Consider the following 20,848-nt stretch of genomic DNA (forward strand, 5'->3'; position numbering starts at 1 on the left):
ATTGTCGGCGATTGAGCGCGGCGAAGTGCCACACTCACGGGCCACGATCGATCCGAAACACCCAGTCGCGGCACACTTGAGCAAAGGGGGCGATTATCTGCCCTTGTTCAAATTCTAAGCAGCACGCGGGAGGTCGCGCGGCTGTGTATCGCGACTGCTGTAGCAATCAAGCTGCCCGATTTTATCGCTGGCAGCGTCGCGAATTATGCTTCATCCGGTGTCTGATCGGCGAGCCTCGAATGCGGCCGGTTCTGTTTATTCCAGCTCGAGTAATTGCCGATTGAGCGGCGGGCGTGTCCGCTCTCGAGAAAGCTGATGGTCCCTTGTGGGTCGCGTGGTGCCGATCGCAGCCGTGCAAGACTGTTGGCCTTTCTCATGTCCATGGCTGTTTCCTCACTCGCACTTGAATTGTTGGTTACTGACCAGTGTGGCTTCGAGAGTTCCGAACGTTTCCCGTCGGATAACGGGATGGATGAAACGCTATAGTTTCCTACGCGGCGTGGCCATCGCGGCACAGGGTTACGAACTGAACAAGTCATCGACGATACGGCGTCCCGCACTATAGCCGCCCATGAGCGCATCGGCTTCGCTCAAAAATGGCTTGCCTTGCGATTCCCCAAAACGCAACGGGGAGAAAACGGCAAGAGCTGCACCGGCCTTGCAGATCCTCACGACCGCGACATATCCCGCGCTGGATAACGCACTGCGCCCGACCTGCCAGCTGAAGTCAGCCTCGACGGCCACCTCAACATCGAATCCGTGATAGTGATAAGTGCGGTTCATGGGTTCACCCGTTCCGCCTGCTGCGAAATCCGCCGGACGTCGTCCGGTTCCGGAGCTCGGATATACCGGAAGAAAAGCTCAACGATTCCACGAGTAGGAATGCTGGCGGAAAGCGTCGCTATCTTGACCGGCGCGAACCACCTGCACTTCACGATCTCGTTGCTGGGCTGTACGCTTGCATGATGCGCGACATCAGCGAAAAAGACATGGTGCAAGGTGTTGAAACCGGTAAATTGAAAGAGGTATGTCAACTCAATAGCCGCAAGCGTCGTTTCTTCCGACAGCTCACGTAGAGCAGCTTCGAGGGGCGTCTCATCTCGACGGATTCTCCCGCCTGGTAACGCCCATCTTGATCGTTCTCTGGCAACCAGCAGAATCCGGTTTTCCCGCACGCATACCACGCTCGCTCTGTCTTTCATCCTCTCCCTGCACACTTGATCTCTTGAACATCTGTCGAAACCGGTGGTAATGCAAGCAACGCAACCGACCTTTTTGCGGCATTGTAAGTCTTGTCCAGAATTCCGCGCCCGGATCTTGTAGGTGCCGTAGCAGCAGGCATCGCAGTATCCAGCGACGTAGTCCGAGAAGAACTGTTGTTTTCCACTCCAACAGTCGGCGGGGTATCGCGCTAAACTGGCTCACCACGCGGTCGGGCACTTTTTTACTGATGCAACCCGGCATGGGGGCCGCGCGCGGGGGCGAGTGAGTGCTGGTCATGCTCAAACCGTGTTCGGGCCACGAGCGTCGATTCTCCGCGACGCTCAGTCGCTCAAACTCAGGGAAGTGCCGAAGTCGTATGGGTAAACGGTTGGACGCCAGGAGTCCGAATCATGATAACGACGTTCACGCTGATCGATCTTGCTGGCTCCGTTGCCCTGCTGTTGCTGGGCACCCAGATGGTCCAAACCGGCATGCATCGGGCATTTGGCGCAGGTCTCCGGTCGCTCCTCGCCAGGTCGCTGGGTGGGCGATTCCGGGCCTTCCTGGCCGGAATGGGCGTGACGGCGGCATTGCAAAGCAGCACGACGACCGGGCTCATGGTTGAGGGCTTCGCTGCGGAGGGGCTCGTCGGGCTTGTACCCGCGCTTGCCGTCATGCTGGGCGCAAACGTCGGCGCCACGTTGATCGTGCAGGTACTGTCACTCGACGTCGCGGCCGCCGTTTCGCCGGCCCTGATCCTCGTGGGCGCGCTGATGTTCCGCAAGGTATCGAACACGCGTGCACACGACCTGGGACGCATGTTCATTGGCCTGGGCCTGATGCTGCTCGCGCTGCATCATCTGCTCGAGTTGATGACCGATTACGAGGATGCCCCAAGCCTTCGCATGCTGCTGGGCGCTGCATCTACCGTACCGGTCGTCGATGTTCTGCTGGCTGCGGGTTTGACATGGGCCGCAGATTCGAACGTCGCGGCGATCCTGCTCATCACCTCGCTTTGCGCGCGGAACGTCGTCCCGCCCAATACGGCCTTTGCGCTGGTGATGGGCGCGAACCTCGGCACCGCAATCAACCCCGTACTGGCTGGGACGGCGCCATACGATCCCATATTGAAGCGACTGCCGGTCGGAAACCTGCTCACAAGGGTCATCGGCGTTGTGTTGGCGCTTGCAGCACTCGGACCAATCGGCCGGTTCATGGTCACCATGGAACCGGACAATGCACGTGTGGTTGCGGATTTTCATACGCTCTTCAACATGGCCCTCGCTTGCGTATTCCTGCCGATGCTTCCGCTCTATGCGAGCCTGGTGAGCCGATTGCTGCCTTCACCCGTAGAAGTCGCCGATCCGCAGCGGTCGCCGTGCCTTGACTCCACCTCTAGCCGGATTCCAGCCGGGGCGTCGGGGACCGCACCCAGGGCACTTCGGTTCGTCGATCGCTTCGGCGAAATGCTATCGGGCATTCATGCAGCACCGTCAGATCGTGAGCGCAAGCTCATTGCTGAGGTACGCCCGCATGACGATATTCTGGACAGCCTGAATGGCGCGGCCAGGACTTATCGGACGTCTACCAGTGCCGGGCAGATCGACGCAGCGACGCATCCGCGCCTCGATAAGAAACTCAACGTGTTCTATCGCGAGAAGGACAGGCGAATCGATGTGGAGCCGGGCAGCGGCCACTCGCTAGAACACGTCGGCCCTGACGGCAACGCAAAGACGTATCACCCCGCAAGTTCCCTCTGGCTCACCTTGCAGGATCTCCAGGTCGTTCAACAACTGGAACCTGCTGAGGGAGAAACGCGATCCACCCTTACTACCTGTGTCCGTGGGACCGCCTTCTTTGATGACGTTCGCCTGTCAATTATTGGCGAACTCGGGAACAGCACGCGCAAGGTCCAGATCTCGTTCGCGGCCAGGGAAATCCGTTCGGCAGACCGGCAGGGCCTGCGCGAATGGCAAGACGAGCTCGGTACGACTTTCTCGGACATCCCACTGGGCACGGCAAGGCTCGGCTACAACCCGACGGACCTGGAGATGCAGGAACCTGATCAGTGGTGGGCGTCTTGCCACGTGCCGGACAGCAGTATGAAGGCGCTGATACAGGGTGTTGAGGCCGGCCGGCTTACTGCGGTCAAGGTCGGTCTGTGCCTGAAGAACGTCTATATGTCGGGGCAGGTGTCGGCTGATTTCCCTGGGGAGCCGTACCTGTTCCTCAGACCGGGTAAGGAAGGCAGCGCGATGGAATCGCCGGAAATTGCGAGCGGATATGTCGTTCATCTCGCTCTCGACTTTGGAAAAATCAGCTTCGACGCGCCCGGTCAACGCGACAGCTCACGCGAGGATCAACAGCAAACAAACGCTGGTGACGCAACCTCGATGAATGCGCTTGTCGAGAGGTTGAGCACGCTCGTCGTCAGCCTGAAATTGCTTGCGGTACTTGTCGCCGTCCTGGTTATTGTTTTCGCATTCAAAAATCGATGATCGAACCATTGACTCGCTCGCGTACGGCAGTTGCCCTCTCTTTCATTGGTGTCTATCCTTTTGATCGCAAGACTCTAAATAACCTTGATGATAATTTAGCTTGTTGATGACGTCTTTTTGGCCGCGTACGCTACCGTAAGATCGTGCCAATGCGGAACTCGCAGGCTGCGGCAATCAGGAAATGTCGGTACGGGACGGGGAGTATAGCGATGAAAATGTCTCACAGATTAGGAAGCCCCGATACGGCGGGGCCGGTGTGGGGGCTTGTCTTTGGCATGTTCATGACGGCAATCGGAATGGGCCTCTGGTTTTATGCGACGTCGTCGACCCCCTCCGGACGACAAGATGAATCGTTGGCCGTAGCGGCCGTCATCGTCGGCCTGTTTTCTGCTGTCTACGCGGGGCGCGAACTCCGTCACAAACGTCGGTAGATCGCCTGTCAGGACGAAGGATGTTGTCGATAAGTGGCACTACCAGGTAGGCCGGAGCGCGTTGATTTTGGCGCCGAGCGCGTCACGCTGACACTCGTGGGATCCCGTTTGCTCCTTCAGCACCGTGCAAGGCCACTGATCCGCATGTTTCGACGGTCCAGCACCCTAGGGCGCGTATGCCATCACCTTGCGCCCAACCACAATCGATATTGACCGACATGCGACCTGGACATTCCTCGACGCTAGTCACCGGGCCCCGCTGGCGATGGCCGCGGCGAGGCGGTCCCGCTGCGACTGCAGACGTGACCAGGCGGTCATAAGCGCGTCGAGGGACGCTAGCTCCTTGTCACGAGATCCCAAACGCTGAAGCAGCGAAATGTACTCCCTTCGCACTGCAATCACGCCTTCAAGCGTCACCAGGGCTTGCTCAATTTCACGGAGTTGCCGTCGCAGCTTATCGGTCATTTCAACCCTCCCGACGGACGAGCGCCTCCTGTTCGTACTGGACACGCTCCACCGGCTCCAATGCGCGTGGCTCTCGTTGCTAATGCCGAAGGCTGCGGACAATCCGGCGAGCTTCCCTGATTCCCAATAGCACTCTCTTAAGGGCGTAGTGGATTGACGCGGACTCGCTTGGCGCAACGTGATCGTACTGGCGCGGTTTCGCTTGAGGCGTTCTCTCGCGTCCATAGTGGACCCCCAAGACACTGTATAAACGTACAGTATCGCGGATTGCACGTAAAGACCTAGACTTACCATTCCGACATAAACGCGGAGCGTGCCATGGTCAGCAAGACTATCCGCCGGACATTTTCCGGTCTGACTTCGACGTTTTCGCCAGCGCCGAAAGGCAAGCAAGGGGTTGCATATACCGTGAAATCGGCCCAGCAACGCGCCGACGAAGCCTGGAGACGCGCAACGCACGGAGTCCACAGTTCCCTACTCAGTAAAGATCCGAAAGCGTGATTTTCGGAAACCAGAAGCAAGACCGAGCCTGCCGTCCGAATTAGCTGTGATCGAAGCCGGAGACGAATTATGACTGCGCCGCAAAAACTTTACGGTGTGACGCTGAAGCCCCAAGCCAAGGCTCCGCGCAAGCTGATCGAAGTCCCCGACCCCGAGGCGCGCCCCGACCTTTTGGAAGCCGTTCGCCGAGCCGTGACGGAGAATCGGGAAGTTGGGGAGCGACGACCCCGAGAATAATTCGATCTAGTATGGTGGCCATGGCACATGCGATTTGAACTACGAGACATAGCCGCTCGGGTTGGAAAAACTATCGAATCGGGTTGCCGACGGGTACTGCGTAGGGAATCGCTCCACGCCTAAAAGCAAAGGTCGGATGGCGACTAAAGGTAACGCCGGGCGATATGGCGCTGTCGGGCCGGGACTTGGCGAACTGGCCGTCAGATTTAAAGTAGGTTGGTCCGTCTCTAAAACCAATGTCTCTTTCCGAGACTAGACGCGCCCCTCGACCGCAATCGGTCAACGGCTAAGTTGGGTCGAACTCGGCCCTTGATTGTCGTCGCCGTATCTCTGATATGGCTTCGCTATAATCAATCGCTTCCCGGCGTCGCAATATCGAAAAAATGTCTTCCAAGCGAAACAGGTCCCCCCGGCCGAGCCCGTAGGTCACTGACGAAAGCACTTCTATTGCCGATGGATCGCGCCTCCGCCAGTGAACGGTCGCTGTCCTGTCATCTTGCGCTGGTCGCATGTCGCGACGGACATGGCAACGGCCACCTAGTCAATGAACTTATGCGCGCGGTGTACCTGAGCTGGTATCTGCAGCGTGCTGGTTATGGCAACCAACTGGTGGAGCAGTTCAAGATCGCCGAATATGCGGTCGAGACCACCTTGGCGCACGCTCATGAGACGGGGGAGTGGCGGCTCGCGTCTGAGGTAATCAGCGACTTTGAAGCGCTGCTGGCGCTGTATGACGCCCAGCTCGCAAGGGCTCTTCTTCACGAAGTAGTCGAAGCGGAGCGGCAGCTGAGCGGATTTTTGAAGGGAACGGACCATTCCCCGATCCCGTAATCGCCATATCGGCAAGCCTTGGCAGATTGCGATTCAGGCGGAGCACTTGCCGAAGAGGTCGTTGCATTATTGATTTGGGCTGGGGATAAATTTCGGATTCCTACATTTTACATAAAAGAAATTAGCAACATCAGTGGTATGTTTTGCGGTGTTGCGTTTTTATGGCATCCGGCGACGGCAACTCAAGGCTTCCAGCCGGATTCTGCGCAACAGAAACGGCCACGTATGCGACGCAACGGTTCCTGCTGGTTTTTCCTTGCAAAACATTACTCAGGCGTCGATAAACGCTGACACTGGCCATTCCCTTTGTCGCGCAACACCGCGCCGTAGGTGCCAAGAATCAATTTAACTGGTGTAGTAGCTTTATAGAAATATCGTGCATCGACCTCGGTATGCTTGCCGGTTCCTCGTGGGACCACGGAGCCGGCGATGCATCCAGCGACACTTGTGACACTGAACATGCGCGAGCTCGACCGTCTGAAGGTAATCCGGTCCATGGTGGACATGCGGCTCAAGCCCGGACGCGCGGCCGAGCGTCTGGGCCTGACCGTGCGGCAGGTCCAACGTCCGATGATCCGTTACCGCGAGTCCGGCGCGTCCGGACTGGGTTCGCGCAAGCGTGGCCGAGCTGGTAACCGGCGGCTGGACGAGAGTCTGGCCCAACGGGTTCTGCCGATCATTCGTGAGCGCTATGGCGATTTTGGCCCGACGCTGGCCTGCGAGAAGCTGTACGAGTGCCACGGCATCTGGCTCGCCAGGGAGACGGTCAGAAGCCTGATGACAGATGCGGGTCTGTGGGTGCCGCGCCGGCAGCGGCCGCCGAAGATCTACCAGCCGCGGGCCCGTCGTGCGTGCCAGGGCGAACTGATCCAGATCGATGGCAGCGATCACCGGTGGTTCGAGGAACGGGCGCCGGCCTGCACACTGCTGGTGTACGTTGACGATGCGACCAGCCGGCTGATGCATCTGCATTTCACGACAAGCGAATCGACCTTCAGCTATTTCGAGGCGACGCGTGCGTACATCGAATGCCACGGGAAGCCCGGCGCGTTCTACAGCGACAAGGCGAGCGTGTTTCGCAGTGGCAAAGCCCACGAAACGGGCAGCAGCGAGACGCATTTCGGTCGGGCGATGTACGAACTGAACATCGACACGTTCTGCACCAACAGCAGTTCCGCGAAGGGTCGCGTCGAACGCGCGACCTGACGCTGCAGGACCGGTTGGTGAAGGAATTGCGACTGTGCGGCATCAGCACGATTGTCGAAGCCAATGCGTATGCGCCCTCCTTCATGGCCGCCGACAACGCACGCTTCGCGAAGCCGCCGAAGATCGATTTCGACGTGCACCGGCCGCTGCGGGGTGACGAGAATCTCGACCTGCTGATAACGTGGCGCGAGACGCGACGTGTGACGAAATCGCTGACCGTTCAGTACGACCGCGTGATGCACACCGAACTGATGTTGCGGGCACTGGACATGGCACTGGCGTAGCGCCGTCCCGATCGGGTGATCCACCACTCCGACAGTGTTGCCAGTGCACCTTGATTGCCTTCGGGCGGCGTTGCCACGAGGCTGGCGTGTGTCTGTCGATGGGGACGGTGGCGGATTGCTTCGACAACGCCATGTGCGAAAGTTTCTTCGCCACCCTTGAATGCGAGCTGCTGGCGCGCTCGCACTTCGCCTCGCATGAACAGGCGCGGAGCGAGTTGGAAGCGTGGTACAACCCGCTTCGCCTTCACAGCGGGCTCGGCTATCACTCGCCGATCATTTACGAACAGCTGCATGCAGCACAAAACCGACCTTATCCACATGTGAGTTGCCCACCGCCGCTCGGCGTCGTGGTCGTGACAGGCGACCCGCCGATCGGCCGTGGACAACTCACGGCACCTCTTCAAACGGAGGTAACCTATCCGCTCAAAATTCAACTACGTAACCGTCCACCGAAACGGGTCATCCTAATGATCGTAGATGGCCGTCTGCCGCCTTTCGTGGCATCAGCTCCTTACTCATATCGGGATCCAGATGACTGACATGCCTGCCCGTTCGGCAACAGTGACAAATCTAATGCGGGACCGGCAACACCTTGCCCGGTAAGGCTTGACGGCCAGCCGGTCGCCCGACGCGCTTGCGCGATTACTGGCCGCCCTCCGTGCGGATCGTCAAATGGTTGTCGACGGAAGTGACGCCCGCCACGCCCTTCGCGACGGTCGCTGCTTGATCGATCTGCGACGCGTCAGGCACGGTGCCTGTCAGCGACACAGCGCCGCTCCGCGCGCGCACGCTCACATTGGCAACATCGATCCCTCCACCCTTCGCAAGCGCGGCACGCACTTTCTTGCCCAAAGCGCGGTTTTCCGCCTTGACCGACTTCGCGGTCGGTGCGGCGGGCGCCATTGCGCCGGCTTCGCTCGACTGCGCATAGGCGTTGACTGAAGCCAGGACAATCAGCGCGCAGCTCGCTAACTTCATTGCTTTGATTGCGTTCATACACGTTCTCCTGTGGCGATGATTCGGGACGGCCTCTATTGAAGCCACTACGCTACATCGGAGCTGCCGGGTTGCCCGACATTCTGAGGAACTGTTTTCCGGTCGAACCGATATCTGGGAAGATTACGGGATGGCGAGAAGCTCCCGGCTATCCTCACCGATGTCCTGAACAGTACGATACCTTGAACCGTGCGGCTTTGCACGCCAGCCCTACCATCGAGAGGTACGGTGGTGATGTCACAAAGCATCACCACCGTACCTCTCGATGGGCAATTTTGTTCCTTGATTTCGGCCCGCTAATGGGTGTCAGGTTGTTGGGGCGATCTTACTCGACCACCTGTCACAGCTTGATCCTTTCGAGCGCACCTTTGACCCATTCACGACTCGTCGAGCGTAACGCGTCAATTTAAAGTTTGGGCTCCTACCCACACATCGAAGGATCGCTAACATGAAGTCCCTTATTCAAGCCGTTGTCGTTGCCGCTGCCCTTGCTGCTCCGGTTGCCGTGTTTGCCCAATCGAATGCGCCTGTCACCCGAGCACAGGTGCGCGCCGAACTGGTTCAGCTCGAGAAAGCGGGCTATAACCCCGCCGCCGCCGACAACGCGACATATCCGGCCGACATTCAGGCTGCTGAAGCCAAGGTGGCAGCACAAAACGATGGAACCGGCGTTGGCGGTGTCGCCAATGGCTCGTCGGATACGGGACGACCGCCCGTCTCGAAGGCCGACTGGAACGCGATGTACAGCCATCCGTAACACGTTGATGGTTGGGTGCCAACAGGATGCCGAAGGCATCTGGTCATTGAACACGGTCCCCTAAGCGCGCAGCAATTCTGCGCGCCCCTCTAAAAACTGGCTCGCTACGAGGTTTGGCCGCGTAGCAAGCCAGTCTCGTTTTGAATACCTCCGCTGTCGGGCTCCCGATGGCTTCGTTCAGGTTTGGCGGTCTGGCCGCTTTTTCCTAATTCAAACTGATTCCATTGGCCTCGACGAAACGCGTAGAGCGGTGCCGGGTTGACGGGTCGACCGACCCCGGCGAACCCACAGCAGCGGTTGCCCCTTTGTAAAGCGTGGCGAACTGACGCCACCTGTCACAGTTTGATCCTATCGAGCGCGCCTTTGACCCATTCACGACTCGTCGAGCGTAACGCATTAATTTAAAGTTGAGGCTCCTATCCACACATCGAAGGAATCCATCACAGAAAAGATCGAAAAAGTTCTTGCCTCAGGCAACACCCACATCACGGTCAATCGCGACCCCAATGTCAAGCACGGCGCGCTCGACCTCAAGCTGTCGGCGCCCGGCGTTGAAAGCCTCGAGTCCATCGCCACCGAGCTGCGCCCGAGAGTCGAGCAGTTGTTTTCAGGCGCGTGGGCGGACCGACGCTGGGCGACGGGTGGAATGTGCCGAGCCGCGTCGTGAGCAACGTCGTCGCAGAAACCTTCGCCGAAGGCAAGCCGGCAAATTTTTGTCTGACCGTTTTATCGCAGTACCGATAGCTTGGTTTGTGAAAACTTGAAAACAGCAGCTTTTACCCTTCTTTGACTATTTCGTTATCCATAATATTTGACCTTTGTGAGGTTTAAATGAAACACCTGATCTTTGCTTTTGCCGTCGTTGCCAGCGCGGCCTGCGTTCCAGCCTTCGCACAGACGCAACCGTCTGCACAAACTACGAATGGCAGCCCGCAAATCGCGTCGAACGATGCAGACCAATCGGCCGCCCCCCATGAACAGGCGATCACGCCAAAGACGCGTGAGCAGGTCTATCAAGAGCTGGAGCAAGCGGAGCGTGATGGCCAGCTGGCCACGCTCAACTCGACCGTCTTCGCGCATCAATAAGGTATCTAAATTCCATGAAGCGATCTAAATGGCTGAAACGCGCTGCAATCTATGCCGCGACCGCAGTTTCAATGGGCCTGCTTCTCGCGGGGTGCGCAATGCCTGCCACGAACCCGGCCAACGGATGTGTCGGCCCGCCAGAGTTTTGCAATACGTACTTCGGTAGCTGAGCAGTCGCGGCACATTCCCGGAAATGCGGAACGTGCCGCTTAAGTGCTGGTGCATTGGCTCGATTACACGATTAAGGCGGAACTCCTATCCACACATCGAAGGAATCCATCATGGAAAAGATCGAAAAGTCCTCGCCTCAGGCAACACCCACGCCGCGATCAATCGCGAACCCAATGTCAAGCCCGGCGCCCTCGACCTCAAGCTATCGGCGGCCGGCGTTGAAAACCTCGACTTCGTAGCCGACGACCTGCACCCGAGGGCCGAGCAGTTGTTTTCGGGCGCGTGGGCGGCCTGCTACATCACCGTGTTCGGGAGGGTGGCCTCGATGAAGAAGGTCACGCTGCCGTCCGACTATTCCGGGGACATCCAGGTAAGCATTGGGTCGGCCGGGGCCGGGTATTGCCTCGGCGCCCAGTTCACCGTCCGCGTGCCCGGTCTGGCAACGGAAGTCGTCGAGGAACTCACGCACCTGACCCATCAGCACTGCCCGTACTCGAAGTCTGTGCACGGCAACATCAAGGTCAGCACGACCATCGTCACAGCCTGATCGGATAAGGCGCGCGCGTCTCACTAAACATCTTTTCGCGTCGGTAATTGTGTTTCCCTCCATCGCTGGGCCGTCGCGCATCGTCGCTCTTCATGCGCGCCGGCGACAGCATCGGATGGGTCGTGGTTGATTTACTAAAATAGAACGGAAGCAATGTTCAGTCTCGTAATGGTCGGCACCAACGACCTGGAAAAAGCAAAGCGCTTCTACGATGCGGTGCTAGGCGCGCTCGGCTATACCGAAGGTCTCAACGATGACAACGATAAGCGCCGGCGCTATGTCTATGACGCCAACACGGCGCTTTTCATCATCACCCAGCCGCTCAATGGTGAGCTGGCTATCCCTGCCAATGGTGGAACGATTGGCTTTACCTGCCAGTTGACCGGGCAGGTCGATCGGTAGCATGCCGCCGGGTTCGCCAACGGTGGAACATCGGCAGAAGCGCCGCCCGCCGTGCGTGAAGCCCGTCTGGCAGTCTCTATCTCGCCTATCTGCGCGATCCGAACGGCAACAAGATCGGCGCCCTGTATCGCGTGCCGGGTTGAAGCGAACGACGGCGCCAAAGGCGCTCTCGACCAGCGGCGGCGATAGCGGCAGGCAGGCGCCGCGGCAAGACCTCTACGATGCGAAATAGCTGGGCCCGGTTGCCCCTGGCGACCGCTTGCGCGGGGCGGTGTCAAATCGTAAGAATGGGAAACGCAGTCAATTAAGAGGCGCTTTGCGTCGAACTATGATTTTGATCTCTTTACCATCGGTGCCGGCTCTGGAGGGATTCGGGCAAGCCGGCGAGCGGCCGCGTTCGGAGCGCGTGTTTCGGTAGCGGAGCAACGTTTCCTGGGCGGTACCTGCGTAAATATTGGGTGTATTCCGAAGAAACTACTTTCTTACGCAGCGCATTTCAAAAAAGGTCGGGAAGACTCACGCGGCTATGGCTGGTCGTTTGGCCAGCTTGCGTTCGACTGGCGCACCCTGCTGGACGGGAAGCACCGACAGATTCGACGGTTGAACGGCGTTTACGGCAATTTGCTAAATCAGTCCGGCGTCGAGTTGATCAGAGGAAGGGCAACTGTTACAGAGCCGCACACCGCCGAACTGAAGGGCCGCACGTTCCCGATGATAGCCGCGACTCCTAGCTCAAAACGCCGGCAACGCCGCGATCCGCGCCTTGACGTCGGTTGGCGGAGGAGGACGAAGAAGAGCAAGCGCAGTCCGACGGCCAGGCAGGGACCTGCGGCTTCGATGCCTCCAGCAGCGTCTCGGCCTCGAGCTTTTCCTGCGCGGCAAAGCTGTCCGACACCGACCTGCCTTGGCTGCCGTCCCCGGCGGGGTGCCCCCTCCCCCTCAGACTTTCTACATACTTCTCAGCACGCTACCCGGCATTGAAGCGGTGGAAACGGGCCGCGCGAAGTCCGCCGGGCGCGATCCCGCACGCTTGCCATGGTTCGCGGCAATCTCGGTTCAACGTCTTTCCCTGGCGTACCGGCAATGACTATGTCGTCTGCGCGTATCGCGTCGGTTATCCATTTTCGGGCGGACTGGACCCACGTCCTGATCTTTGCATCGAGATATTGTCGGGAAGCGTAAACCGCTTAGACATTGAGCTCCTGCAGATAATAGTCGGGCAACACCCTGACCAGCGATCCCGTTCGCAAAGCGGAACGGATGGCGAGCGTCGGACGAGCCCCGATGCCCATGCCTTCATGCAATGCCACGGCCATCGCGTCGGACATGTTCACCCTGAAGCGGCTGGCGGGAAGCTGGAATTCGCGTCCTCCGTCCGGGCCCATGAGCAGCCATCGGTCCGATGCAAACATCGGCAGCGCCAGTTGCAGACACGAATGGCTCGCTAGATCCTTCACGGTGCGAGGCATCCCATGGACCTCCAGATAGCGCGGCGCGGTGCACAGGACCGTGCGGATAGCCCCCAGATGATGGGAAACGACGATCGAATCCGGCAGAGCATGGGGCGACAACCGGATTGCCACGTCGTAGCCTTCTTCCAGAAGGTCCGGCACGCTCTGCGATAGCGTCAGATCGACGGTGACTTTCGGATAGCGCGCCTGACAGGCGGCAATAGCAGGTACGACGTAGTTCTGGCCGACGCTTGGCGTCGCGTGAATCCTGAGTGTCCCTGCCACAATGGCATGGGCGTCCGCCGCCTCCGCCTCGGCGACCGATGCCAGAATCTCGCGGCAACGTTCTAAATACCGCTGCCCGGCTTCGGTCAGTGTTCACCAGTCGTGAATGCATCAAAGGCGTGCTCGTAAGGATCAATCTCCGGCTGCAACCGGCATCCGTTTCCCGACGATTCGCCCTTGACGGTTCACGGCGTAGCCGGCACGGCTGCCGATGTGCCGGCTACGCCGTAAAGGCACGTGCCCCGCTGCACGGCCGTAAGGACGCAGCGTCCAGCGACGCGCGCTGCGTTGGGGCAGTCAAGCACGGCAAGACAACGGGCAATGGGATGACACGACGCATCGCCGCAAGGCGTGGGAAGACCATGGCGATACATGGTGGACGGTGCATTGCGCGAAGTGTTACGTCATCGGAACGTGCCCGATAAGGACCTGGCCGGGAAGACGACGATGTTCTTCAGCCCGTTCTCCCTGGCAATCCTGATGATCACCAGGCGTCGACCATGGTCGTTCCATTGAAACAATCCGTTATATGTCTCAAACACGCGGTAAGTAAGGCCGCGCGACGAGCCACACTCAGATCGTCGAACTGGGCTGCGTGATCAACGAGCGCCGCGTGCGCCCTGTCGGCAGGCGCATGCCGCACCTATGCTCCGCTCGACGCCAGCTTTTTTCGAGGAGACGTGGACTCGCTCGACATCCTGCTTCAGCAAGCGACCCGATGCGGCGAACAGCACGACGCCCTTCATCAGGAACGAGACATTGCCCCCACAGCCACTCCGGGCCTCAAGCCGATCTACTTCGGTCAGTAATTCAGGCGTGCGCCGTTGTTCTGTGCCGGCTCGGTGAAGCTGATGGGGCAGCACGGCGTTGGTGCGCGGCGCGCGTCATCGAGCGAAGGCACCGGCGATTCGGCATGCGAGAGCTTCGCCCTGGACCCGGGGCGTACGACAGGTAGTCCCGCGTTCACGCGCCCCCGCCATCGCGTTCGCCAGCTCCGTCTGTCTCGTCGTCCGATAAATGCGGGGCACCGCCCTTAAGCACGTGCTCCCGCCAGTCGCCCGGTGTCATCCCCATTCGCTCAGCAAACACGCGCCGAAACGCAGACACCGACTGATACCCGACCAGATCGGCAACCGCCTCGGTAGACGAGGTGGATTTTCGCAGCGCGTTCGCGGCGGCGCTCACTCGGATATCAGTCAGCAGATCCATCGCAGAGCGGCCAAGACTGGCCTGGAAATGCCGCATGAACGTGGCGCGCGACATGCTGCATAGTGCGGCCAGTTCCGGAAGCGTCCACGCTCGGGCTGGGTCGTTGAACATCGCAGCGGCCGCAGGCGCGAGCCTTGGGTGGGCGGCAAGCGCCAGCACCCCGGTACGTGCCTGACCGGCCTCACCGGCCACCCGCAGCGTCAACGCAAACAGCGCCGATGAAAGCGCGTTCAGAATCGCGCCGCCGCCCACGTTGTCGTCCATCGATTCGGCCCGCATCAGCCCGACGAGCCAGCTCAGACGTTCGGCCTGCGGCAGGCTCTGTGCAGCGATGCCAATGTCTTCGGTACGTACCACGAGTTCCGACGGAAGATAGCTACGGATTAACCGGTCATGAGGCGGCGCGACGATAAATCGCCCGCACAACATGTCCAGCGCCTCGCCAGTGCCGCCATTTTCGCTAACAAGGAGGCTGCCCGAAGCGCGTTCCCTGGACGGAACCGGTGCCGCGCCGCTGCCGTCGTGCAACACATGCGCCGAACCGTGCGGCAGCAACACGATGTCGCCCGCCCGTAATTCATAGGTTGCCCCACCATCCGAATTCTCGAGCAAGGCCCTGCCGGTCAATATGATGTGGTACGGTATTTCCTGAGCTCCGGCCTGGGTGTATTTTTTTGCCCACGGCGCTCCCAACGCGCACCGAATTTCCAGTTTCCCGGTGACAGTCACGAGTTCCATGAAACGGGTGAGCCAGTCAGTTTGGTATTCCATATCGGACATCCCCATTGATAGCGGCAAGACGACCGTTAAGTGCTCGTTCACCGTTTTGGACTGACTTGATAAGATTGTCCCGCAGCGCCACGATCGCCTTCTGCACTTTAGCGAATTTGTCTGGCGCGAGGCCAGCCACCTCAGAGAGATCCATAGTCAGGGCTTTTTCACACAGCCGTCGACCGTTTTTCGTGAGCCTGACTCGCACCTGACGCTCGTCTTCGGGGCGCGTTGCCTTTCCAGATAACCCATGACCTCGAGCCTCTTCAGGATCGTCGTGAGCGTGTCGGATTCAAGAAACAGCTTCTCGCCCAGGCCACCGACGGTCTGGTGGTCTTCCTCCCAAAGCGCAATGAGCGCAATGAGCGCGATGTATTGCGTGTAAGTGCGCCCAAGCGCCTCGAGTAACGGCTTGCATACCTTGCCGAACGCCAGGTTCGCGGAGTAGACCACAAAACACAGGTAGTCGGCGAGCATCAGATTTGCGGGTGCCAGTGGATCCCTGGATTTCATCTGTGTCCTTATCTTCTTTGACTGGAGCCTGATGTTTCGCAAGACATACGACGGCCGTTCTCAAATCTGAAGTGCAACACCCAGACTCGTGCTTTTTCCAGGTCGTTGGTGCCGACCATTACGTGACTGAACATTGCTTCCATTCTATTTTAGTAAATCAACCACGACCCATCCGATGCTGTGGCCGGCAAGCATGCACAGCGACGATGCGCGACGGCCCAGCGACGGAGGGGCGCACAATCACCGACGTGCAAACACGTTTAGTGAGACGCGCGCGCCTTATCCGATCACACCGTGACGATGGTCGTGCGGACCTCGATGTTGCCGTGCACAGCCTTCGAGTACGGGCAGTTCTGATGGGTCAGCTCCACGAGTTCCTCGACGACTTCCGTTGTCAGACCGGGCACGCGGACGGTGAACTCGGCACCCAGGCAATACCCGGCACCGGCCGACCCGATGCTTACCTGGATGTCCACGGAATAGTCGGACGGCAGCGCGACCTTCTTCTTCGCGGCCACCCTGCCGAAATTTGTGATGTAACAGCCCGCCCACGCGCCCGAAAACAGCTGCTCGGCGGTTGGGTGCAGGTCGGCGGCGACGAACTCGAGGTTGTCAGCGCCGGGCGCCGACAGCTTGAGGTCGAGGGCACCGGGCTTGACATTGGGGTCACGATTGACCGTGGCGTGGGTGCCGCCTGAGGCGAGAACTTTTTCGATCTTTTCCATGATGGATTCCTTCGATGTGTGGATAGGAGCCCACACTTTAATTTGAGGCGTCACGCTCGACGAGTCGTGAATGGATCAAAGGCGCGCTCGACAGGATCAATCTCAGGCTGTAACCGGCATCCGTTTCCCGACAATTCGCGCTGGGCGGTTCGCGGCGTAGTCGGCGCGGTTGCCGATGTGTCGGTTCTGCCGTAAGCGCGCATGCCCTGCTGCACGGCCGTAAGGAAGCCGCGTCCAGCGACGCGCGCTGGACTGGGCAGACAAGCACGACCATACAACGGGCAACGGGATGAAATGACGCATCGCCGCAAGGCGTGGGAAGACCAAGGCGATGCATGGCCGAAGGTGTACTGCGCAAACTAATACTTCATCGCAACGGGCCCGATAAGGCACAGCACGGCGTAGGTGCGCGGCGCGCGGCATCGGACCGAAGGCAATGCCGATTCGGTCGCGCGACAAAACAAAACCACAATGTACGCCCTTTCACCGGGGGGAAACATCGCGGCATAGTGTCGGGCTTAACCACCGGCGCCTTATTCCTTGGACTCAAACAGAATGGAGCGCTATTCAACCGTCTGAATGTGCGCTTCTCGCTCGTTTCAATGGCCAACGGTAGGCCGCTCAACGATCACTTAAGCATCTGACGCGGCCGTATCGACCGGCGAAAGTACGTGAATGACACGCTTGGCGATCAGATGTTTGACCTTCGCACCGTACTCGCCCACGTGAGGCGATGCCAGATGGGCCTGAAACTGAGAATAGTCGCCCCACCTCTCAACGACGACGAAGCTGTCCTGCCCAAGCGGAACCGGAGTTTCTTCAACGTTCACGGGATCGAAGAGAGCGGCGTATTCGATGCATCCTTTTTCGGCGCGCACTGGAACAGTGTTCGCGCGATATGCAGTGAGCACTTCGTCACGACGGCCAGGGAGTGTGGTGATAAAAGCAAGAACGTAAATCATCGGGTCCTTCGGTTAGGTTGCAAGGAGGATAGAATTTGATTAGACAGCCCACCCCGGCGCTGCATGAGGGTGGTTGCGGCGCGATCCCGCGTGTTCAAGAAGCAGGCTTGTTCAAGCCGGCAACGAGCGCCTTGAAGCCGACCCATCCCCAATAGACCCGATGGTGGGCAATGAGCCCGTTCTCGATGTCCATCACCTCGACAAGATCAACCTGATCGCCATGCGGTGTGTCGCGCGGATACTCCCACGTCAGTTGCCGGCCATTGGAGAAGAACGTGCCCGTTCGATACCAGCGGCCGAGATCATTCTGTAGCTTGCGAAGGCCCGCCTCGAAGAAAGGCTGGATTTGCGCTTTGCCCTTTAGGATGCCCTCAGTGCTGTCTCTCAGAGTCACCAGGATCAAAGGGGTTTCCAGGATGGCGTCCTCGGCATAGAGCTCCATCAGGCCGTCCAGATCGCGGCTCAGGATTGTTTCATGCCAGCGTTCATAAACGTGGCGGATTTCGGCATCGCTGTTGCCGGTCATGGTTGACTCCCATCGCGAGGTTGATGATCCAAAGTCTACGCTGAACTCGATCCCGGATGCTTCGACACGCATCGAAACATGCGAGTAGTTTCGGTGCTAGTGTGACGAGGTTCGAAAGGAGATCGACGATGGGTCCGCAACCGAATATCGCTACCGCCGCTTTCTTGATCGCCGACCCGGCGCGCGCTGCCATGCTCATGAGCTTGCTCGATGGACGTGCGCGACCTGCTGGCGAACTGGCCTTTGCCGCTGGCGTGACCGCACAGACGGCCAGCTCGCATCTGGGAAAGCTCCTTGCTGGCGGCCTGCTGCTGGTCGAAACGCAGGGGCGCCATCGCTACTATCGGCTGGCCGGCTCTCACGTTGCCGTTGCACTGGAAAATCTCGCCTCCATCGGCCCGGTCGTGACCGTGCGCCGGAAGCCGCTCAGCCGGGAGGCGCAGAGGCTTCAGTTCGCCCGCTGCTGCTACGACCACCTAGCCGGTAGCATCGGCGTTGCGATTACTCATAGCCTGCAAGAGCGAGGGTTTCTCATCGCGGCAGCTGACAGACAATTTGACGTGACGCCCGCCGGCATCGAATGGTTTGGCTGCATGGGTTTGGATGTGGCCAAACTCAGGCCGAACCGGCGCGGTCTCGCCCGACAATGCCTCGATTGGACTGAGCGGGAACACCATCTTGCCGGTCCGTTGGGCGTGCAACTCATGAGCTTGTTATGCTCGAACGGTTGGCTGCGGCGTTCTGAGTCATCACGCGCCATACAGGTCACGCCGAAGGGGTGGACTGGTCTGAAAGAACAGCTCGGCCTTGACGCCGGTTCGTTTACACTTGTCGCGTAACTTGTAAAACCCGCGACATTTTTCGGATGCCTACGACGTCATCCCCATCCGCTGAGCAAACACGCGCCGAAAGAATTGCGTGCGATTTTTTGCTTGTCTCCGACAGACGGCGACTGCACACGGTCCGCCCAGACCTGCATTATTCGAAGTTCGGTAGGCGGTTGCTAGTAGCCCGAGCATGCATTTTCGAGACTTACGCTTCTCCACGGCCTGACCTGTCAACCCCTTTATGTAGACCTAACGGATTTCATTGGCCTCGACGAAACGGCTAGAGCGGTGCCGGGTAGACCGGTAGACCGGCCCCGGCGAACCCACAACAGCGGTTGCTCCTTTGGTAAAGCGTCGCGAACTGACGCCACCTGTCACAGATTGATCCTTTCGAGCGCGTCTTTGACCCACTCACGACTCGTCGAGCGTAACGCCTCAATTTAAAGTTTGGGCTCCTACCCACAGATCGAAGGATCGTTACCATGAAATCCTTGATTCAAGCTGTTGTCGTTGCCGCGGCCCTTGCCGCTCCGGTTGCCGTGTTTGCCCAATCGAATGCGCCTGTCACCCGCGCACAGGTACGCGCCGAACTGGTCCAGCTCGAAAACGCTGGTTACCATCCTGGCGATGGTGACAACACCACTTATCCGGCGCAGATTCAGGCTGCTGAAGCCAAGGTAGCAGCACAAAACGATGCAACCGGCGTCGGCGCTGCCGCCAATGGCTCGTCGGATACGGGACGGCGAGCCATCTCGAAGGCCGACTGGAACGCGATGTACAGCCATCCGTAACACGTTGATGGTTGTGTGCCAACAGGATGCCGAAGGCATCTGGTCATTGAACACCGTCCCCCAAGCGCGCAGCAATTCTGCGCGCCCCTCTAAAAACTGGCTCGCTACCGGCTTTGGCCGCGTAGCAAGCCAGGCAGATCGCGCGATCCTCGGCGTTCCGGCAAACCGGCGATGCGCTGCATGCCGTGCTGTGCGCCACGGGCTACAACCTACGCTGGTTGTTGCGTGCGATTGTTCGCCTGCGTCTCGGGCCCATCTTTTTTATCCTCGCCGGGCTGCAACGGTTCGTCAATGTCCCGTCTCATCCACTGCTTGTCTACCGGGAACGCTTCCCGCGGCCGACCCTTCCCGCTCCGACAAACCGCCCCATCGGCGTCGTGCGTCAAGCAAACTGATTTTTTGCAGGGCCGATTACATACCGGCTAGCACCTGGTGCACCATGTGGACGACGATCGAACCTTCTCCGACCGCAGATGCGACCCGTTTGACATTTCCCGCCCGCGCATCACCTACCGCGAATACGCCGGGCAGGCTGGTTTCAAGCATGTAGGGCCGCCTCGGAAGCGGCCACGGCTGGGGTGGCAAGACGTCGTCCAGATCCGCTCCTGTCAACACGAAGCCGCGCGGATCGAGTGACAGGCAACCGGCCAGCCACTCGGTCTTCGGTGAGGCTCCCGTCATGACGAAGATATGCCGCATGGGCTGCGTCGTCACCTCGCCCGTGGTCTTGTCGCGCCACGACACCTCTTCAAGATGCTCGTCTCCGCTCAAGCTCACAAGCTCGCTGTCGAAATGAAGCTGAATCAGCGGGTTTTCTTCGATGCGCCGGATCAGATAGCGCGACATCGTTGCCGAGAGTCCCGCCGACCTGACCAGCATCCGCACGCCCTTCGTGTTCTGCGCGAGAAATACGGCCGCCTGTCCCGCGGAGTTGCCGCCGCCGATAACGATCACCGGCTCGCGGCTACACAATTGGCCTTCCATGAACGTGGCGTTGTAGTAAATGCCACGGCCGGTAAAGCGGTCGATGTTGGGCAGCGCAGGCTGGTTATAGGCGGCGCCCGTTGCAAGTACGATCGAACGGCCCGCTATCTGTTGGCCGTCGTCGAGCGAAATCCGGTAAGGCCGTTCGTCGCAGTTAAGGCCCTCGACCGTACGCGCCACCATGATCTT

18 protein-coding genes and 3 pseudogenes are annotated in these 20,848 nt (G+C 59.3%); 10 read left to right on the forward strand and 11 right to left on the reverse strand.

Annotated elements, in window-relative coordinates:
* Nucleotides 1-519 precede the first annotated feature (519 nt).
* Both GNZ13_RS28855 and GNZ13_RS28860 read right to left on the reverse strand, forming a co-directional pair.
* On the reverse strand, nt 520-783 hold the full coding sequence (locus GNZ13_RS28855; protein WP_172170923.1) for a hypothetical protein: 264 nt from the start codon (nt 781-783) through the stop codon (nt 520-522).
* Entirely contained in the window at nt 780-1,202 is a 423-nt protein-coding gene (locus tag GNZ13_RS28860) for an NUDIX hydrolase (protein WP_172170925.1), read from the reverse strand. Before GNZ13_RS28860 ends, GNZ13_RS28855 begins: the two co-directional genes overlap by 4 nt.
* A gap of 411 nt (nt 1,203-1,613) precedes the next feature.
* On the opposite strand from GNZ13_RS28860, the gene GNZ13_RS28865 reads away from it, so the two are divergent.
* Entirely contained in the window at nt 1,614-3,701 is a 2,088-nt protein-coding gene (locus tag GNZ13_RS28865; protein ID WP_172170927.1) for a Na/Pi cotransporter family protein, read from the forward strand.
* 677 nt (nt 3,702-4,378) lie between these two features.
* Here GNZ13_RS28865 and GNZ13_RS28870 read toward each other — a convergent pair.
* Nucleotides 4,379-4,597 (reverse strand): hypothetical protein, encoded by a 219-nt coding sequence (locus GNZ13_RS28870; protein WP_172170929.1) that lies wholly within the window; start codon nt 4,595-4,597, stop codon nt 4,379-4,381.
* A 1,191-nt stretch (nt 4,598-5,788) separates the two neighbouring features.
* Between GNZ13_RS28870 and GNZ13_RS28875 the strand changes: the two genes are divergently transcribed.
* Both GNZ13_RS28875 and GNZ13_RS28880 read left to right on the forward strand, forming a co-directional pair.
* Nucleotides 5,789-6,166, forward strand: coding sequence for a hypothetical protein (locus GNZ13_RS28875; RefSeq protein WP_172170931.1), 378 nt, complete (start codon nt 5,789-5,791; stop codon nt 6,164-6,166).
* A 429-nt stretch (nt 6,167-6,595) separates the two neighbouring features.
* A pseudogene (locus GNZ13_RS28880) lies at nt 6,596-7,955 on the forward strand (integrase core domain-containing protein); the annotation flags it as partial.
* A 343-nt stretch (nt 7,956-8,298) separates the two neighbouring features.
* Here GNZ13_RS28880 and GNZ13_RS28890 read toward each other — a convergent pair.
* Nucleotides 8,299-8,652: a BON domain-containing protein gene (locus GNZ13_RS28890; RefSeq protein ID WP_172170935.1), complete on the reverse strand. Its 354-nt coding sequence runs from the start codon at nt 8,650-8,652 to the stop codon at nt 8,299-8,301.
* A 448-nt stretch (nt 8,653-9,100) separates the two neighbouring features.
* On the opposite strand from GNZ13_RS28890, the gene GNZ13_RS28895 reads away from it, so the two are divergent.
* The 5 genes and pseudogenes from GNZ13_RS28895 (at nt 9,101) to GNZ13_RS28915 (ending at nt 12,596) form a co-directional block, all read left to right on the forward strand.
* Nucleotides 9,101-9,409 (forward strand): DUF4148 domain-containing protein, encoded by a 309-nt coding sequence (locus GNZ13_RS28895; RefSeq protein WP_172170937.1) that lies wholly within the window; start codon nt 9,101-9,103, stop codon nt 9,407-9,409.
* Nucleotides 9,410-10,240: 831 nt separating this feature from the next.
* Nucleotides 10,241-10,495, forward strand: a complete 255-nt coding sequence (locus GNZ13_RS28900) for a DUF4148 domain-containing protein (protein WP_172170939.1) — start codon at nt 10,241-10,243, stop codon at nt 10,493-10,495.
* Between the two features lie 274 nt (nt 10,496-10,769).
* Complete coding sequence (locus GNZ13_RS28905; protein WP_328807315.1) at nt 10,770-11,213, forward strand: OsmC family protein; 444 nt, start codon at nt 10,770-10,772, stop codon at nt 11,211-11,213.
* A gap of 153 nt (nt 11,214-11,366) precedes the next feature.
* Nucleotides 11,367-11,758: pseudogene (locus tag GNZ13_RS28910) on the forward strand (VOC family protein).
* Nucleotides 11,759-11,963: 205 nt separating this feature from the next.
* Nucleotides 11,964-12,596, forward strand: coding sequence for an FAD-dependent oxidoreductase (locus GNZ13_RS28915; RefSeq protein WP_328807316.1), 633 nt, complete (start codon nt 11,964-11,966; stop codon nt 12,594-12,596).
* Nucleotides 12,597-12,802: 206 nt separating this feature from the next.
* Here the strand turns inward: GNZ13_RS28915 and GNZ13_RS51665 are convergent, their stop codons facing one another.
* The 6 genes and pseudogenes from GNZ13_RS51665 to GNZ13_RS28945 form a co-directional block, all read right to left on the reverse strand.
* The gene (locus tag GNZ13_RS51665; protein WP_216675063.1) at nt 12,803-13,351 is read right to left on the reverse strand and encodes a substrate binding domain-containing protein; all 549 of its coding nucleotides are present in this window, start codon (nt 13,349-13,351) and stop codon (nt 12,803-12,805) included.
* Between the two features lie 963 nt (nt 13,352-14,314).
* The gene (locus GNZ13_RS28925; RefSeq protein ID WP_172170943.1) at nt 14,315-15,331 is read right to left on the reverse strand and encodes a cupin domain-containing protein; all 1,017 of its coding nucleotides are present in this window, start codon (nt 15,329-15,331) and stop codon (nt 14,315-14,317) included.
* A gap of 49 nt (nt 15,332-15,380) precedes the next feature.
* Nucleotides 15,381-15,844 (reverse strand): annotated as a pseudogene (locus GNZ13_RS28930) (MarR family winged helix-turn-helix transcriptional regulator); the annotation flags it as partial.
* Between the two features lie 287 nt (nt 15,845-16,131).
* Nucleotides 16,132-16,569, reverse strand: a complete 438-nt coding sequence (locus tag GNZ13_RS28935; protein WP_172170945.1) for an OsmC family protein — start codon at nt 16,567-16,569, stop codon at nt 16,132-16,134.
* A 632-nt stretch (nt 16,570-17,201) separates the two neighbouring features.
* Complete coding sequence (locus tag GNZ13_RS28940) at nt 17,202-17,531, reverse strand: putative quinol monooxygenase (protein WP_172170947.1); 330 nt, start codon at nt 17,529-17,531, stop codon at nt 17,202-17,204.
* Nucleotides 17,532-17,625: 94 nt separating this feature from the next.
* Nucleotides 17,626-18,057 carry a nuclear transport factor 2 family protein gene (locus GNZ13_RS28945; RefSeq protein WP_172170949.1) on the reverse strand — a complete coding sequence of 144 codons (432 nt, stop codon included), beginning with the start codon at nt 18,055-18,057 and terminating at the stop codon, nt 17,626-17,628.
* Between the two features lie 164 nt (nt 18,058-18,221).
* Between GNZ13_RS28945 and GNZ13_RS28950 the strand changes: the two genes are divergently transcribed.
* Nucleotides 18,222-18,896, forward strand: coding sequence for an ArsR/SmtB family transcription factor (locus GNZ13_RS28950; protein ID WP_236002235.1), 675 nt, complete (start codon nt 18,222-18,224; stop codon nt 18,894-18,896).
* A gap of 470 nt (nt 18,897-19,366) precedes the next feature.
* Nucleotides 19,367-19,675: a DUF4148 domain-containing protein gene (locus tag GNZ13_RS28955; protein WP_172170953.1), complete on the forward strand. Its 309-nt coding sequence runs from the start codon at nt 19,367-19,369 to the stop codon at nt 19,673-19,675.
* Nucleotides 19,676-20,086: 411 nt separating this feature from the next.
* Here the strand turns inward: GNZ13_RS28955 and GNZ13_RS28960 are convergent.
* A partial coding sequence (locus GNZ13_RS28960; RefSeq protein ID WP_172170955.1) for an NAD(P)/FAD-dependent oxidoreductase occupies nt 20,087-20,848 on the reverse strand: 762 nt, incomplete at its 5' end.

It is taken from the genome of Paraburkholderia elongata (assembly GCF_013177735.1).
GTDB classification, from domain to species: domain Bacteria; phylum Pseudomonadota; class Gammaproteobacteria; order Burkholderiales; family Burkholderiaceae; genus Paraburkholderia; species Paraburkholderia elongata.